Here is a 14,767-nt window from a genome sequence, read left to right as displayed (position 1 = left end):
GCCCCGGGACGGGGCTTTGTCCTCAATCGCCGGACGGGCTGGAATTGGCCGGCCCCGTCCTTGGCCTCGGGTAAAAGATGTCCTCAAACGCCGGACGGGCTTGATGGGGCCGGTCCGGTCCGAATTGGCCGGCCCCGTCCTCGGCTTCGGGTAAAAGATGTCCTCAATCGCCGGACGGGCTTGAAGGGGCGGCCCGGGTCTCAAGCCGCGGGCGGGACATCGCACCCAGGGCCGCACAAGTCCGCTCCGCCTCCGCCATCACCCCCTCCACCAGTTCCGCCACGCTCGGCAGGTCCTCGATCAGGGCCGCCACCTGGCCCGAGGCCATGACGCCCAGGTCCGTCCGGCCCTCCACCATCGCCGCTCTCAGCAGCATCGGCGTGTTCGCCGCCAGCAGCACCTGGCTCCAGCTCAAGTCCTTGCCCTGCCGCATCGCCAGCCCGTCCCGGACCATGTCCGGCCAGCTCAGGCCGGACAGCCGGCGGAAGCGGGACGCCCGGCGCACCGCCCCGTACAGGGCGCGCAGCCGGCCCGCGCCCTCCAGCTCCGCCACCATCTCCGTACGGAGCATCCGGTGCGGCAGCCCGTCCACCGCACGCGTCAGCGTGATGTCCTTCGCGGTCGCCGCCAGGTAGCGGGCCTTCACCGCGTCCGGGACCGTCGAGTCGGAGGTGAGGAGGAAACGCGTGCCCATCGCGACCCCCGCCGCCCCGTACGCCAACGCCGCCACCAGGCCCCGCCCGTCGTGGAAGCCGCCCGCCGCGACCACCGGGATGTCCACCGCGTCCACCACCTGCGGCAGCAGGACCGTGGTGGCGACCTCGCCCGTGTGGCCGCCGCCCTCGCCGCCCTGCACGATCACCGCGTCCGCACCCCACGCCGCGACCTTCTCCGCGTGCCGCCGGGCCCCCACCGACGGGACGACGACCACGCCCGCGTCCTTCAGCTCCGCGATCAGCTCCCTCGACGGGGCCAGCGCGAACGACGCCACCCGTACACCCTCCTCCACGATGATCCGCACCCGCTCCCGGGCGTCCCCCGCGTCCGCCCGCAGGTTCACCCCGAACGGCGCGGCGGTCCGGGACCTCACCTCCCGTACGGCGGACCGCAGTTGGTTCGGCGTCATGGTCGCCGAGGCCAGGATGCCGAGCGCCCCGGCCCGTGCGGTCGCGGTGACCAGGCGGGGGCCCGCCACCCAGCCCATCCCGGTCTGCACGATCGGGTACCGGACGCCGACGAGGTCGGTCAGGGCGGTGCGCATCAGGCCCTGACCTCCCGGTCCCGGGTGCGGGCGGGGTCGATGACCTCGCGGATCAGGGCGAGTTCGGCGGGGGAGGGGTCGCGGGTGTACGGGACGTCGGCGGGGACCGTGAGCGCGAAGCCCGTCGCCTCGCGGACCTGGTCGACCGTGACGCCGGGGTGGAGCGAGGCCAGCCGCATCGAACGGTCCGGCGTCGCGAAGTCGAAGACCCCGAGGTCGCTCACCACTCGGGGGATGCGGTGGAAGCGGGTGGCCGACGGGCCGGACGCCCGCGCACTGTCGTACCCGACCCCGCAGATCATGTCGACGCGTTCGACGAAGACCCGGGGGGAGTGCCGGGGGATCCAGTAACTGACGGGGTTGTTGAGGGTGTTGACCGGTGCTCCGCGTACGCCCAGGAGCTGGCGGGCCGGTTGCTCCCAGTCGCCGATGCAGGAGATGTTCTGGTTGCCGAAGCGGTCGATCTGGCTCGCGCCCATCATCACGTGCCGCCGTCCGCCCGTCACCAGGGCCAGATGTCTGCGGTAGGGGAGCCAGCCCTCCGACTCACCGTCCGGGCCGACGAGCGTCGCCTCGCCGTCGGTGAGCAGCAGATCGGGGGCGAAGGTCAGCCGGGCCAGCCGCGCCCCCACCGACGGCACCGCGCCCATCGGACTGGCCAGGATCTCCCCGTCGCCCCGCCAGGCCTCCGCGCAGGCGATCACGCAGTACTCGGCACGGGTGATGCTCCCCACGGCGGACGCGTTCATTTCTGCTCCTCGTGCCAGATGCGGACGGCTTCCCGGTAGCTCTTCTCGTCGCCGTCCGGCGGCAGGAAGCGCGCCGCGAACTCCGCCCAGGCCGCGGGGTCCGCCGCCGCGGCCGCGTACGCCCTCTGGAACGGCTCGTCGCGCGGATGGTCGGGTACGCAGGACGTGAAGTGCGCCCCGCCGGGCGTCTCCACGACACCGGTGACGGAGTGCCGTTGGACGAGGAGGGTCGGCAGCGCCCCCGTGCTCTCGGTCAACTCCCGCGTTTCCACCAGGCGTTCGCACGATACGTACGCCGCGTCCGCCGCCTCGCAGAACAGATCGTCGAAGTACGGGTCGGGGCCCAGATATTGGCCGTTGCCGAGCCGGTCCGCCCGGTTGAGGTGGACCAGCGCCGCGTCCATCCGCAGGGCGGGCATCGCGACGAACTCCTCCCCGTCCTCGTACGGCGAAGTCACCGTCCGCAGCTCGGGGTTGACCCGCATGACGTCCGAACCGAGCCCCGCCCGCACCGGCAGGAACGGCAGCCGGTTCGCCGCCGCGTGCAGCCCCCACATGAACATCGCCTCGTCGATCTCCGTCAGCGCGAACGCCCCGCGCTGCCGTGCCCCCCGGTAGTGCGGCTCCAGCGGGATCGAGTCGAGCGTCACGAACGCCGTGACCAGACGGCGGATCCGCCCCGCCGCGGCGAGCAGACCGACGTCCGGGCCGCCGTAGGAGATCACCGTGAGATCCGTGACCGACGACCGGAGCAACGCCCTGACCAGGGCCATCGGCTTGCGGCGCGACCCCCAGCCACCGATCCCGACCGTCATCCCGCTGCTCAGCCGGTCGACGACCTCCTCGGGCGTCATCGTCTTGTCGCGCGTGTACGGGGCAGTGGTCACGGCTCAGGCCTCCTTGCCGAAGGTGTCGCGGACCCGGGCGGCGGTCCCGGCGAGGTTCGCCTCGAAGGTGAACCCCTGCTCGAAGCGGTAGCTGCGCTGTACGTCGACGGGGTCGATGCCGTTGAGCGCGGCCTTGGCCAGCCGCAGCAGATGGCCGTCCTTGGCGGCGATCTCGCTCGCCAACTCCAGGGCGTAATACATCAGTTGCGCGGCCGGGACCACCCGCCAGACCGAGCCGTGCGCGTGCAGTTCGGCGGCCGTGACGGTCCGCGAGGTGTAGTACAGCGTGCGCATCAGATGCTGCGGGACCAGCCGGGCGAGATGGGTCGCGGCGCCGAGCGCGCCCCGGTCCAGCTCCGGCAGGCCGAAGACCGCGTCCTCGCTCGCCACGATCGCGTCGGCGTTCCCGACGAGCCCGATGCCGCCTCCCAGGCAGAACCCCCGTACCGCCGCGACGACCGGCACCTCGCACGCGTACACCGCCGCGAACGCCTCCGCGCAGCCCCGGTTGGCGCCGATCAGGGACGCGTGTCCCGGGTCGCGCTGCAACTCCTTGATGTCCACGCCCGCGTTGAAGCCGCGCCCCTCGGCGGCCAGCACGACGCAGCGCACCTCCGGATCGCGGCCCGCCGCGCGTACGGCGTCGGCCAGGTCGTACCAGCCCTGTACGGGCAGGGCGTTGACCGGCGGATGGTCGACGGTGACGACGCGGACGCCGTCGGTCCCGGCGGGGGAGGAGGTGGAGACAGTCATCGGAGGATCAGCTACCTTTCCACCAAACATTTGTTAGGTGGACGGTAGCAGGCCTCCCCGCCCGCCAACCAGGCCCACTTCCACGGGAGATGAGATGACCGCACCCGCCGCACCCACCGCACCCCGCGCCGGACTCTGCGCGGACCGGGTCGTCGCCGTCACCGGCGCCGGGCGCGGGCTCGGCCGGGCCCATGCGCTGGCCTTCGCCGCCGAAGGGGCCCGGGTCGTCGTCAACGACCTCGGCGTCGCACCGGACGGCGGCGGAATCCACACCGGGGACTCCGGCGGACCTGCCCGCGCGGTCGTCGACGAGATCGTGGCGGCGGGCGGCGAAGCCGTCGTCCACGGCGGCGACATCGCCACCGCCGAGGGCGCGGCCTCCCTCGTCGCCACCGCCCTGGACGCCTTCGGCCGCCTCGACACCCTGGTCAACAACGCGGGCTTCCTGCGCGACCGGATGCTGGTCAACCTGGACGAGGACGACTGGGACGCGGTGGTACGGGTCCACCTCAGGGGCCACTTCCTGCCCCTCAAGCACGCCGCCGCCCACTGGCGCGCCGAGACGAAGGCGGGCCGCACGCCGGTCGCCCGGGTGATCAACACCAGCTCCGGCGCCGGGCTCCTCGGCAGCGTCGGCCAGGGCAACTACGCGGCCGCCAAGGCCGGAATCGTCGCGCTGACCCTGGTCGCGGCGGCCGAGCTGGGCCGGTACGGGGTCCACGTCAACGCCCTCGCCCCCGCCGCCCGGACCCGGATGACCGAGCTGACCTTCGCCGAGGCGATGGCGGCCCCGGGGGAGGGGGAGTTCGACGCCATGGCCCCCGCCAACGTCTCGCCCCTCGTCGTCTGGCTCGGCTCCGCCGCGAGCGACGGGGTGACGGGCCGCGTCTTCGAGGCCGAGGCGGGCCGCATCACCGTCATGGAGGGCTGGCGCCCCGGCCCCACCGACGACCGGGGCGCGCGCAGATCCCCGGCCGAGGCGGGCGAAACGGTGCGCCGGCTGCTGGCGGACGCGGAGAAGCCGGGGCGGGTGTACGGGGCGCCGTGAGGGGTGCGGTGTACGAGTCGCATTAGGGGCGCGGTGTACGGGACCCCCCCTGAGGCCCGTCGCGACACCGCCTCCCCCCGACGCCCCCGCGTAAATCCGCTGGCGCGGTCCGGGCGGCCCTGGTGAGGATCGCCCCATGCGCACCTTCCTGGAGACCGGCCGGCTCGTCCTGCGCCCCGCCACGGCCGCCGACGCCCCCGACCTGCTCGCGCTCGACAACGACCCCGCCGTCATGCGGTACATCAACGGCGGCCGGCCCACGAGCGCCGAGGACATCCGGGACCGGACCCTGCCGAGGCTCCTGCACGACTACCCGTGCACGGGCAGCCGTGGCTACTGGATCGCGCAGGAGAAGGGCACGGGGGTGTTCCTCGGCTGGTTCGGCCTCCGGCCCCTGGCCGACCACGACCCCGCCGTGGTCGAGCTCGGCTACCGGCTCGCCCGGGCCGCGTGGGGCCGCGGATACGCCACCGAAGGCGCACGCGCCCTGGTCGACAAGGGGTTCACCGACCTCGGGGTGCAGCGTGTCACCGCCAACACCATGACCGTCAACACGGGATCCCGGCGCGTGATGGAGAAGGCGGGACTGACCTTCGTGCGGACCTACTTCGAGGACTGGCCGGAGGCCATCGAGGGCTCCGAGCACGGCGATGTGGAGTACGAACTGACGCGGGAGGCGTGGCAGCGCGGTCGGTGAGGGGAGAGGAGGGGAGGGGACGGGTCCCGCTCACGCTCACCCCTCCAGCAGCGCCACGATCTCCGCGTGTCCCGTGTGCTGGTCGACCCCCGCCTGTGGCACCCCGTCCCGGAGCAGCTCCACCGCCACGGTCTCCTCGCCGTCCCGCCGTTCGCGGAGCACCACCGTGTCGAGCCCCGAGCCGTACATCTCCTCCAGCCGCCCCAGCAGCTCCCGCTCCGGATCGAGGCCCGCGATGCGCCGCGCCTCGGCCAGCGCGCACGCCACCGCGGACTCCTGTCCCTCCGCCGCCGCGCCGTGCGCGAGCAGCGCCCGTACCGTCCGCGCCGAGCCGCGCTGTGCCGCCAGCACCAGCATCGCCTCGCCCTGCGGACCCGGCAGCAGCGGGTCCGCGCCCCCGGCGAGCAGTGCCTCGACCGTCGGGGCGTGCCCCAGACCGACCGCCCAGCGCAGCGCGGTGAAGCCGAACTCCTCGCGCAGATCCGGCCGGGCCCCGGCGGACAGCAGCGCCTCCACCACCTCGGTGTGCCCGCCGCACGCCGCCCCGCACAGCGGCAGATCGCCGGCCTCGGGCCCGCTCGCCCGGTTGGGGTCGGCCCCCGCCGCGAGCAGCAGCCGCACCATCTCGGGGCGGTCCTGGACCGCCACCGTGTAGAGCGCGGTCGTGCCTTCCTCGTCGGTCGCCTCGGCCCGCGCACCCGCCCGCAGCGCGCGTACGACCGTGTTCTCGTCCTCGTACAGCGCGTCGAACAGGCTTGGTTCGTCCCTGATCGGCTCGTTCGTCATCCTTCGACCCTACGGCCGGCCACGGACAACGCCCCAGGTCAGGTGTCGCACTCCAGGCGCGTACGGCACAGCCCGCACCGTGCGCTGACCCGGCCCCGGACGGGGAGCCGGATGCGCTGGTGGCAGGTGGGGCAGGGGAAGGAGACGCGCAGCCCCTCGGCGCCGGTCTCGAAGACGTACGGAACATGCGGGTCCGGGCCGGCCTCGGGGTGGTCCTGGGCGTACCGCCGGTCCTTGGCGTAGCGGCGGCGGCCCGTCCAGCCCGCGGCGGTCAGCGGAGGCCTGCGCAGATCCTCCAGCGCCCGCTGGCGCCCCTTCGTGTACGCCGTGTACGCCTGGGGGCTGGTGAACCACGGGGAGGGGTCCTCGTCGAAGGCGAACGCCCGCTTGGCCAGGACGTATCCGAACTCCTCGGGCGTCAGATAGCCGAGCTTCTGCCGGGACGTGGCGTCCTCCCGGAACGCGTCCAGCAGCAGCCAGCCCGCGCCGAGGTAGGCCGTCGTCGTGTCGGTCAGGATCTCGTTGGCGCGGGTGCCGGGGAACTCCAGGCCCAGCCGGTGCAGCAGGACATGGGTGATCTCGTGCGCGAGCGCCGCCCCGATGTCCCTGCGATGGGTGCGGAAGCGGTCGTTCAGCTCGATGAAGTACTCGGGGCCCGCCGTCAGTTCCACGCTCGCCGCGTGCTCCATCGTCCGGAAGCCGACGATCATCCGGGCGTCGGGGAGGCGCAGATGCTGGACCAGGGAGCGCGCCACCCGCTGGGCTCCCAGGTGCAGATCGTCCTCGTCCCCGAACGCCGCGTCGACGGGCGCGAGGCTCGTGGCGTAGCTGCGGACGCCGTCCGCGGACAGCCGCCGGTAGAGCGCGGTGATCGCGGAGCGGACCGTGTCCAGGTGTGGGAAGCCATGGGCGACGGGTGCGCCCGGAGGACTGTTCGTCACGCCGGAATCCCCCATCCGCGACGGTCGACGGATCTCCACTGTATGCCGGGCGGGGGAGAGCGGCCGGAAAGCCACCTGAGACCTTGGCCGAAAACTGCACCTTGTGGCAGCGGTCACCCGGCACCGATAATCGGAGTGTTCTTGTCGGGTACATGACCAATTCGGTTTCCGTGCCGGAGGCCGTCACCCGGCAGGGGCATGCGTGCCGGACCGCGCACCCCACAGCACGTCAGCACACCAGCACTGCCGTACGTCAGCACGACCCGTACTCCGCCTCCGCGGGGCTTCCCGTACGTCCAGTACCTCGTACCGGAACTCCTGCACGGCAACGCGGTACGGCAACCTCCCACAGCAACCCCCCACACGAAATCCCCCCACGAAAGTAGGCATCTGTGAAGCTTCTGAGCGCGCTGAAAAGGTGTTCCGTCGCCATAGCCGCCGTCGCCCTCGCGACCGTCAGCCTCCAGCCGGCCTCCGCCGCCCCCCAGCCGATCGTCGGCGGGGAACGCGCCGAGCAGGGCGAATTCCCCTTCATGGTCCGGCTCTCCATGGGCTGCGGCGGTTCGCTCTACGCCCAGGACATCGTCCTCACCGCCGCCCACTGCGTGGACGGTTCGGGCAACGACACCTCGATCACCGTCACCGGCGGCGTCGCCGACCTCCAGTCGCCCGACGCGATCACGGTCAAGTCCACCAAGGTCCTCCAGGCCCCGGGCTACAACGGCACCGGCAAGGACTGGGCGCTGATCAAGCTCGACCGGCCGATCGACCAGCCCACCCTGAACATCGCCACCGACGGCACCTACGACGAGGGCACCTTCACCGTCGCGGGCTGGGGCGCCGACCGTGAGGGCGGCAGCCAGCAGCGCCACCTGCTGAAGGCCGACGTGCCCTTCGTCTCCGACGCCGACTGCTCGTCCGCCTACAGCGGCGACCTCGTCGCCGACGAGGAGATCTGCGCCGGCCTCCTCGGCACCGGCGGTGTCGACAGCTGCCAGGGCGACTCCGGCGGCCCGATGTTCCGCAAGGACGACTCCGACGAGTGGGTCCAGGTCGGCATCGTCAGCTGGGGCCAGGGCTGTGCCCGCCCGAACTACCCGGGTGTCTACGCCCAGGTCTCGCACTTCGCGGCCGACATCGCCTCCGCCGCCGACTCGCTCTGACCCGCTCGGAGCGACCGGCCGGCCCGGATCCGGTCCGGTCGGCCGTCGGACGCCGGTCCGCTGATCACGGCTGAACCACCCCGGGGGTGCCCGCTCGAACGGGTGCCCCCGGGCCCAGTTCCACCCACGGCTCGCCCGCGCCCTCCAGCTCCAGCACCCACACCTCGTTGGCCCCTTCGCGGAGCACCGGGCCGGGTACGTACAGGATCCGCTGCGGGCCCGCCGACCAGTACCGGCCCAGGCAGAAGCCGTTCACCCAGACGAACCCGCGCGTCCAGCCCGGCAGTTCGAGCCCCGCGTGGCCGATACCAGCCGCGCCCTCGACCGTGAACGCCCCCCGGAACAGCCCCGTCAGCCCCGCGTCGCCCGGCCCCGGACCAGCCGCCCCCGCCCCCGCCGACTCCGGTACCGGCCCGAACGGAACCGCTTCCACCGCGCCCGGCGCCTCGAAGGCGTCCAGCCGGAGCCCCCGGGCCCGTACCCCGTGCAGATACTGCCGCTCGTGCAGCACCCCGCCCGTGATCCCCTTCGGCTCACCCAGCCGCGGCCCGTAGTTGACCCGGCCCAGCGACTCCACCCACAGTTCGACCTCCGCGGGTCCCGCCACCGGCTCCGGCAGCGGGCCGGACTCCTCGGTCAGCACCCCGGCCCGCACCCCGTCGACGTACACCACCGCCCGGTCCCGCAGCCCCGACGCGCCCAGCGGATACGCCTGGCGCGGCCCCGGCACCGCCACCCGGTAGCGCACCAGACCCCGGTCCACGCCCAGTTCCTCGAACGTCGGCGGCACCCCCGACTCCGTCTCCGGATCGCCCAGCGCCTCCAGTACGTCCCCGAGCCCCGCCCACCCGGTCAGCTCCGCCCGCACCGGCCCGGCCAGGCCCCGCGGCTCCGGCGGCACATCGGGCAACGGCCCCTGCGCGTACCCCTCCAGCACCTTCCGGAACAGGTGGAACTTCTCCGTGGCCCGCCCGTACTCGTCGACCGGCGCGTCATAGTCGTACGACGTCACCGTCGGCTGGAACTCCCCGTCCTGCAACGGGCCGCCCCGGTTCGCCCCGGCCCAGCCCGCGAAGTTCGTCCCGCCGTGCGCCATGTAGACGTTCACCGACGCCCCGCACTCCAGGATCTCCCGCAGCGCCCCGGCCGCCTCCTCCGCGTCCCGCAGCACCGGTTCGGCCCCCCAGTGGTCGAACCAGCCGCACCAGAACTCCATGCACATCAACGGACCCTTCGGCTGATGCCGGCGCAGCACCGCGAAGCCCTCCCGCGCCCCCGACCCGAAGTTCGCCGTCGCGAGCAGCCCCGGCACCGAACCACCGGTCAGCATGTGGTCCTCCGGGCCGTCCGACGTGAACAGCGGCACCGTCACCCCGCACTCCCGCAACAGCCCCGCCAGCCACTCCAGATACACCGCGTCGCTGCCGAAACTCCCGTACTCGTTCTCCGCCTGGACGAGGATCACCGGCCCGCCCCGCGCCACCTGCCGCGCCACCACCTGCGGCAGCAGCTGCCGGAACCACCGCTCCACCACCGCCCGGTACTCCGCGTCCCGGGTCCGCACCCGCCGCCCGAACCGGCCCGTCACCCACACCGGGAGGCCGCCGTTCTCCCACTCGGCGCAGATGTACGGACCCGGCCGCACGATCGCCCACAGCCCCGCCCGCTCCACCGCGTCCAGGAACCGGCCGAGCGCGCCGACGTCCCGGACCTCGCCCTCCCGGGGCTCGTGCAGATTCCACGGCACGTACGTCTCGACGCAGTTCAGGCCCATCGCGGCGAGCATCGCGAGCCGGTGCCCCCACTGCTCCTCGTGCACCCGGAAGTAGTGCAGGGCGCCCGACAGCAGCCGCACGGGCCTCCCGTCGGACCGGAAGCCGTCGTCCCCCACGGTGAAGTCGGTCATGGTGCAGTTACGCTCCTGTGCTCGGCCGCACCCGGCGGCCCCCGGGTCGATTGGTCCGACCACTTTCACCTCTGGCGTCCATCGGGTCCATGGACAAAGATCGCTGTTGATTGGACGCAACGGACCGGCCGGGTCCGGCAGCGAAGGACCATGTGGAAGGGGAAGGTCGCGATGTACCACACCTGGATGCGCTTCTTCACCCCGAGCCCGCTCCACCACCGCCTGGGCCTCGTCTGCCTCGGCGTCGGCCTTCAGCACGGCGCGCTGCCCACCGTCGGACCCCGCACCCTCGACCACCACGTCGCCGTGATCGTCAGCTCCGGCACCGGCTGGTTCAAGGGTCCCGACGGCCGCCGCACCCCCGTCACCGGCCCCAGCCTCATCTGGCTGACCCCCGGCACCCCCCACCACTACGGCGCCGATCCCGGCACCGGCTGGGACGAGAGCTTCGTCGACTTCACCGGCCCCGCCACCGCCACGTACACCGAACTCGGCTACATCGAACCCGACCGCCCCCTCGTCCCGCTGGCCGACACCGCCGCCCCCCGCGCCGCCGTCACACGCATCGTGCGCGCCGCCCGCCGCGGCAACCCCCTCCTGGAGGTCGAGACCGGGGCCGCCGTCCATGAACTCCTCGTCTCCCTGCGCCGCGCCCGCGCCGACATCGGCCCCGACGGCGACCCGGTGCTCCAGGCGCTCGCCCGCGACGCCTACCAGCCGCTCACCGTCGCCCAGCACGCCTCCCGGCACGGCATGACCCCCGCCGAACTGCGTACCGCCGTACGGCGCGGCGCCGGGTGCAGCCCCAAGGACTATCTGCTCGGCATCCGCCTCGGCCGGGCCAAGGAACTCCTCGCCGCCACCGACCTCCCGGTCGCCGCCGTGGCCCGCCGCGTCGGCTACGACGACCCCGCCTACTTCTCCCGGCTCTTCGCCCGCCGGGTCGGCACCGCCCCCGTCCGCTTCCGCGAACAGCAGGGCCGCAGCGTGCCCGGCGGCTGGAGCGACCAGGTGCCCGACCCCGACGACCCACCCACGATCGGGCCGTGAGGGCGGACGTCTAAGCTCGCTCACCATGAGTACGAGCGAGATCGACGCGAACGTCCTGGCCGAGCTGAACCGGCTGCGCGAGAGCATCGACAACATCGACGCCGCCGTCGTCCACATGCTGGCCGAACGCTTCAAGGCCACCCAGCAGGTCGGCCGTCTCAAGGCCGACCACAAGCTGCCGCCCGCCGACCCCGCCCGCGAGACCCGCCAGATCGCCCGGCTCCGAGAGCTCGCACAGAGCGCCAACCTGGACCCGGCGTTCGCCGAGAAGCTGCTGAACTTCATCATCGCCGAGGTGATCCGCCACCACGAGCGCATCGCCGAGGAGGCGGAGAACGGCGCCGGGGCCTGACGAACCTCCGGGCCACCGACCACGCGGAAGATCAGGGCGAGCCGGTGGGGACGGGCGAGAGCCGGTAGGCGCCGTCATGGGCGACGACGCGGCCTGCGGTGGGCGGTGCGAAGTGGGTGCCCAGGACGAGGGTGTCCGTACCGGCGAGCGAGGCCAGCAGCGTGCGGCGCGAGGCCTCGGACTGTTCGGGGGCGATGTCGACACAGGCGCCGATGCCGGGGTGGGCGAACTGGACGGGGTGGTGGAGGAAGTCGCCGGTGATCAGAGCGGTCCGGCCGCGGCTGGTCAGCTCGACGGCGATATGGCCGGGGGTGTGCCCGGGAGTGGGGAGCAGGCGCAGGCCCGGGACGACCTCGGTGCCCTCGGCGTGGATGTCGACGAGGTCGAGCAGTCCGGCCCGTTCGACCGGGATCACGGAGTCGCGGAACATCTGCCGGCGCGCTTCGTCCATGGCGGTATCGGACCAGAACTCCCGCTCGGTGCGGGAGGTGAGGTAGCGGGCGTGGGGGAAGGTAGGAGTCCACTCACCGTCCGCACACCGCGTGTTCCAGCCGACGTGGTCCGCGTGCAGGTGGGTGAGGATCACCAGGTCGACCGAGTCCGGGGGGAATCCGGCGGAAGCGAGGCGCTGGAGATATCCGGTGTCCAGGTTGTGCCAGGCGGGGTTGGCCCGTTCCTTGCCGTTGCCGATACCGGTGTCGACCAGGACCCGCAGACCGCCGACGGCGAACGCGAAGCTGTGGCTGTTGATGTGGAGGGTGCCCTCGTGGTCGGCGAAGTGGGGGTGCAGCCAGTCCTGTGCGGTGACGAGGTCCGGGGTGGCGTCGGGCAGCAGCCACGGTCCGGTGGAGGGCGGCAGGAGGATCTCGTCGATGCGGTGGACGGTGACGTCGCCGACGGTCCAGGACGGGGCGGGGGACGATGTACTGCTCATGGTCGGTCGAACCTCTGGGTCTCGTCATGAAAAGGGAGAAGGCCGCCGTGGGGGCGGGTGCCGCGCACTCGCCCCCACGGCGGGCTGTCAGTTCCGGGAAGACCGCGCGAGGGAGCGGAGGCGGCGGTGTTCGAGAAGGGCGGCGAGCGCATACGCACCGCCGCCCGCCACCGCGAGGACCTGGAAGAGGCCGGGGGACGCGAGCGAGAGCGCCGCGGTGGAGACCAGGGCGAGCCAGACGCCGAGACCGTAGTGCAGCAGGTTGCGGCGCACCGAGCCCTCGGCGAGGTAGACCAGCCCGACGACCAGGCCGGAGCCGGCGGGCCAGAGGACTTCCTGGAGTTCCGGCTCGCCGAGGACGGACGTGAGACCCGTGATGGCGAGGAACAGGGCGGTGAACGCGACGATCCAGGCGGCGCCGAGCAGTTTGCCGGACAGCACGTCCGGGGCGGCGGCCCCGCGCTGAGCCCGCAGGGCGGCGCGGGTGGCCAGGACGACGCCGGTCACGAGCCCGGTGCCGAGGAGCGTCACGGGCAGCCAGCCGGGCAGGCGGTTCAAAGGGGTGTCGCCCTCGGAGAGCGCGGCGGCGCCGTGGCCGAGCACGTAGGCGAGTCCGAAACTGACGTAGGCCGCGCGGTTGTCGACCTCGCCGACGGAAGGCGCCGGCGGCGTCGGAAGGGCTGTGGGGACGGGCGGCGGGGCGGTGGCGGTACTGGTCACAGGGGTCCTTCGAGGTCAAGAGGGGCGGGCAAACGGGTACGTCAGGGCCGGATACCGTCCGGACCGTCCAGGGCGTCGTCGGGGATCCAGGAACCGTGGATGCCCGCGGTGACCCGGCGGGGCAGGTGGACGGCGGCGACCCGGTCGAGCCCGGAGGCGTCCAGGACCAGAAGTTGTGAGGCGTCCTGCTTGAGGTCGGAGACGACGGTCAGGAGGTAGCCGTCGTCCTCGCCGGCCGCACCCGCCGCGGGGACGAAGACGGCCTCGCTGGGCAGCCGCGCGTCACCGACCCGGTGGATGCGGCGGGCCCCGGTGACACGGTCGTACTTGACCACGCCGTAGCCGCCGTAGCCTTCCTGGTCGGGGAAGGACACCGCGTACTGGTAGCGGTGTTCGGCCCCCAGGTAGTCCTCGTTGAGGGTGGGGAACTCCACCGCGAGGTCGTCGATGATCTGCTCGTCGACGGTTCCGGCGGCCATGTCGATCACCCAGCGGCGGGTGTAGGACCGGGCGTTGGGCTCCGCGCCGCGCCCCGGCGCGCCCACCCACCAGTTCCAGGAGAGCCGGAACCCCTCGCGGTCGACGGTGGGCCCTTCCAGGACGATCCGGCCCTGGCCGTCCTCATAGGCGTTGCCGACGTGCAGCATGTTCCCGGGTTCGATGGAGAACCACCGGATGTGCCCGGCCCCGTTCCCGCCCCGGGGCATGACGCCGATACGAGAAGGCTGTGTGTCGCTCCAGCCGTAGGGGATGCCTGAGTGCTCGGCCGGGTCGAAGGTGACGTTGCCCTCGATGAAGACCACGTGGTGGCGGGTGAGGGCGAAGTCGTGCTTGAGGGACGCGGTCGCCCCCGGGATCTCCGCGCTGTGGACGAGCTCGCCCTTGGCGTCGCAGACGTGGTAGGTCAGGAACGGCGGGAACGGGGAGGAACCGAAGAAATGGAGTTCTCCGGTGACCGGGTCCTCCTTGGGGTGGGCGGTCATGGCGGTGCGCAGCCGGCCGTCGAAGTCGTGGGCGCCCACGGTCTCCAGGTCAGCGGTGAGCTCGAAGGGGAGGTTGGCCTCGCACAGGGCGAGGAGGCGTCCGGCGTGCTCGATGACGTGGGTGCCGGCGGTGCTGGCGGTGAGGTCGGGGCCCTTGTCGGTCATGTAGGGGGCGCCGTCGAGGGCGGGGGTGTGGACCCAGCGGTTGCGGTACCACTCGGCGCGGCCTTCGCGCAGGCGGATGCCGTGGACCATGCCGCTGCCCTTGAACCAGTGGGTGGGGGTGATACCGGGCTTGGGGTTGTGGCTGTTGCGGATCAGACGGCCGGTCAGCTCGGGGGGCAGGGTGCCCTCGACGGTGAGACCGGTGGCGGTGATCTCGTCGGGAACGGGGGTGTAGTGGCCGGTCAGGAAAGGCGGGGTCGTCATGATGGGTTCCTCGGTTTCTCGGTTCGTCCGGTTGTGGCGTTGTCAGAAATGGCTGGTGGTACAGGGCCTGGGATCAGGCGGGCTGCCCTGCGCGTGAAGGTGGAGCGT

Annotated in this window: 15 protein-coding genes; 5 read left to right on the top strand and 10 right to left on the bottom strand. The window is 72.7% G+C overall.

Annotated features, from left to right (window positions below; all coding sequences use genetic code 11):
* Positions 1-163 precede the first annotated feature (163 nt).
* Genes A3Q37_RS09810 through A3Q37_RS09795 form a run of 4 tightly spaced genes read right to left on the bottom strand, consistent with a single transcriptional unit; the run spans position 164 to position 3,650 of the window.
* Complete coding sequence (locus A3Q37_RS09810) at positions 164-1,261, bottom strand: nitronate monooxygenase family protein (RefSeq protein WP_065480952.1); 1,098 nt, start codon at positions 1,259-1,261, stop codon at positions 164-166.
* Positions 1,261-2,010: a CoA-transferase subunit beta gene (locus A3Q37_RS09805; RefSeq protein WP_065480948.1), complete on the bottom strand. Its 750-nt coding sequence runs from the start codon at positions 2,008-2,010 to the stop codon at positions 1,261-1,263. The genes A3Q37_RS09810 and A3Q37_RS09805 overlap by 1 nt, the downstream gene beginning before the upstream one ends.
* Positions 2,007-2,897, bottom strand: coding sequence for a CoA transferase subunit A (locus A3Q37_RS09800; protein WP_065480944.1), 891 nt, complete (start codon positions 2,895-2,897; stop codon positions 2,007-2,009). The genes A3Q37_RS09805 and A3Q37_RS09800 overlap by 4 nt, the downstream gene beginning before the upstream one ends.
* 3 nt (positions 2,898-2,900) lie before the next feature.
* Positions 2,901-3,650 (bottom strand): enoyl-CoA hydratase family protein, encoded by a 750-nt coding sequence (locus A3Q37_RS09795; protein ID WP_065480940.1) that lies wholly within the window; start codon positions 3,648-3,650, stop codon positions 2,901-2,903.
* A 94-nt stretch (positions 3,651-3,744) separates the two neighbouring features.
* Here A3Q37_RS09795 and A3Q37_RS09790 point away from each other — a divergent pair, with 94 nt between their 5' ends.
* Both A3Q37_RS09790 and A3Q37_RS09785 read left to right on the top strand, forming a co-directional pair.
* Positions 3,745-4,698 (top strand): SDR family oxidoreductase, encoded by a 954-nt coding sequence (locus A3Q37_RS09790; protein WP_065480937.1) that lies wholly within the window; start codon positions 3,745-3,747, stop codon positions 4,696-4,698.
* 136 nt (positions 4,699-4,834) lie between these two features.
* Positions 4,835-5,395: a GNAT family N-acetyltransferase gene (locus A3Q37_RS09785; protein ID WP_065480934.1), complete on the top strand. Its 561-nt coding sequence runs from the start codon at positions 4,835-4,837 to the stop codon at positions 5,393-5,395.
* 36 nt (positions 5,396-5,431) lie between these two features.
* Here the strand turns inward: A3Q37_RS09785 and A3Q37_RS09780 are convergent, their stop codons facing one another.
* Together A3Q37_RS09780 and A3Q37_RS09775 are read right to left on the bottom strand one after the other, a co-directional pair.
* On the bottom strand, positions 5,432-6,181 hold the full coding sequence (locus A3Q37_RS09780) for an ankyrin repeat domain-containing protein (protein ID WP_065480925.1): 750 nt from the start codon (positions 6,179-6,181) through the stop codon (positions 5,432-5,434).
* 38 nt (positions 6,182-6,219) lie between these two features.
* Positions 6,220-7,122, bottom strand: a complete 903-nt coding sequence (locus A3Q37_RS09775; protein WP_176711385.1) for a hypothetical protein — start codon at positions 7,120-7,122, stop codon at positions 6,220-6,222.
* A gap of 392 nt (positions 7,123-7,514) precedes the next feature.
* On the opposite strand from A3Q37_RS09775, the gene A3Q37_RS09770 reads away from it, so the two are divergent.
* A complete protein-coding gene (locus tag A3Q37_RS09770) occupies positions 7,515-8,285 on the top strand; it encodes a trypsin-like serine protease (RefSeq protein WP_065480914.1) in 771 nt (256 codons plus the stop codon).
* A 64-nt stretch (positions 8,286-8,349) separates the two neighbouring features.
* Here the strand turns inward: A3Q37_RS09770 and A3Q37_RS09765 are convergent, their stop codons facing one another.
* Positions 8,350-10,191, bottom strand: a complete 1,842-nt coding sequence (locus tag A3Q37_RS09765) for a beta-galactosidase family protein (protein WP_065480911.1) — start codon at positions 10,189-10,191, stop codon at positions 8,350-8,352.
* A gap of 171 nt (positions 10,192-10,362) precedes the next feature.
* On the opposite strand from A3Q37_RS09765, the gene A3Q37_RS09760 reads away from it, so the two are divergent.
* Positions 10,363-11,241, top strand: a complete 879-nt coding sequence (locus A3Q37_RS09760) for an AraC family transcriptional regulator (protein WP_065481082.1) — start codon at positions 10,363-10,365, stop codon at positions 11,239-11,241.
* Between the two features lie 25 nt (positions 11,242-11,266).
* Positions 11,267-11,593, top strand: a complete 327-nt coding sequence (locus A3Q37_RS09755) for a chorismate mutase (protein ID WP_065480908.1) — start codon at positions 11,267-11,269, stop codon at positions 11,591-11,593.
* Between the two features lie 31 nt (positions 11,594-11,624).
* Here A3Q37_RS09755 and A3Q37_RS09750 read toward each other — a convergent pair whose 3' ends face one another.
* The 3 genes from A3Q37_RS09750 to A3Q37_RS09740 all read right to left on the bottom strand — a co-directional run bounded on the left by A3Q37_RS09750 (position 11,625) and on the right by A3Q37_RS09740 (position 14,659).
* The gene (locus tag A3Q37_RS09750; RefSeq protein WP_065480906.1) at positions 11,625-12,527 is read right to left on the bottom strand and encodes an MBL fold metallo-hydrolase; all 903 of its coding nucleotides are present in this window, start codon (positions 12,525-12,527) and stop codon (positions 11,625-11,627) included.
* An 87-nt stretch (positions 12,528-12,614) separates the two neighbouring features.
* Positions 12,615-13,247, bottom strand: coding sequence for an ABC transporter permease (locus A3Q37_RS09745; protein WP_065480904.1), 633 nt, complete (start codon positions 13,245-13,247; stop codon positions 12,615-12,617).
* 41 nt (positions 13,248-13,288) lie between these two features.
* Positions 13,289-14,659, bottom strand: coding sequence for a carotenoid oxygenase family protein (locus tag A3Q37_RS09740; protein WP_065480902.1), 1,371 nt, complete (start codon positions 14,657-14,659; stop codon positions 13,289-13,291).
* Positions 14,660-14,767 lie beyond the last annotated feature (108 nt).

The sequence above is a fragment of the Streptomyces sp. PTY087I2 genome (assembly GCF_001687325.1).
Taxonomy (GTDB): domain Bacteria; phylum Actinomycetota; class Actinomycetes; order Streptomycetales; family Streptomycetaceae; genus Streptomyces.
This window is presented reverse-complemented; position numbering and strand designations above follow the sequence as displayed.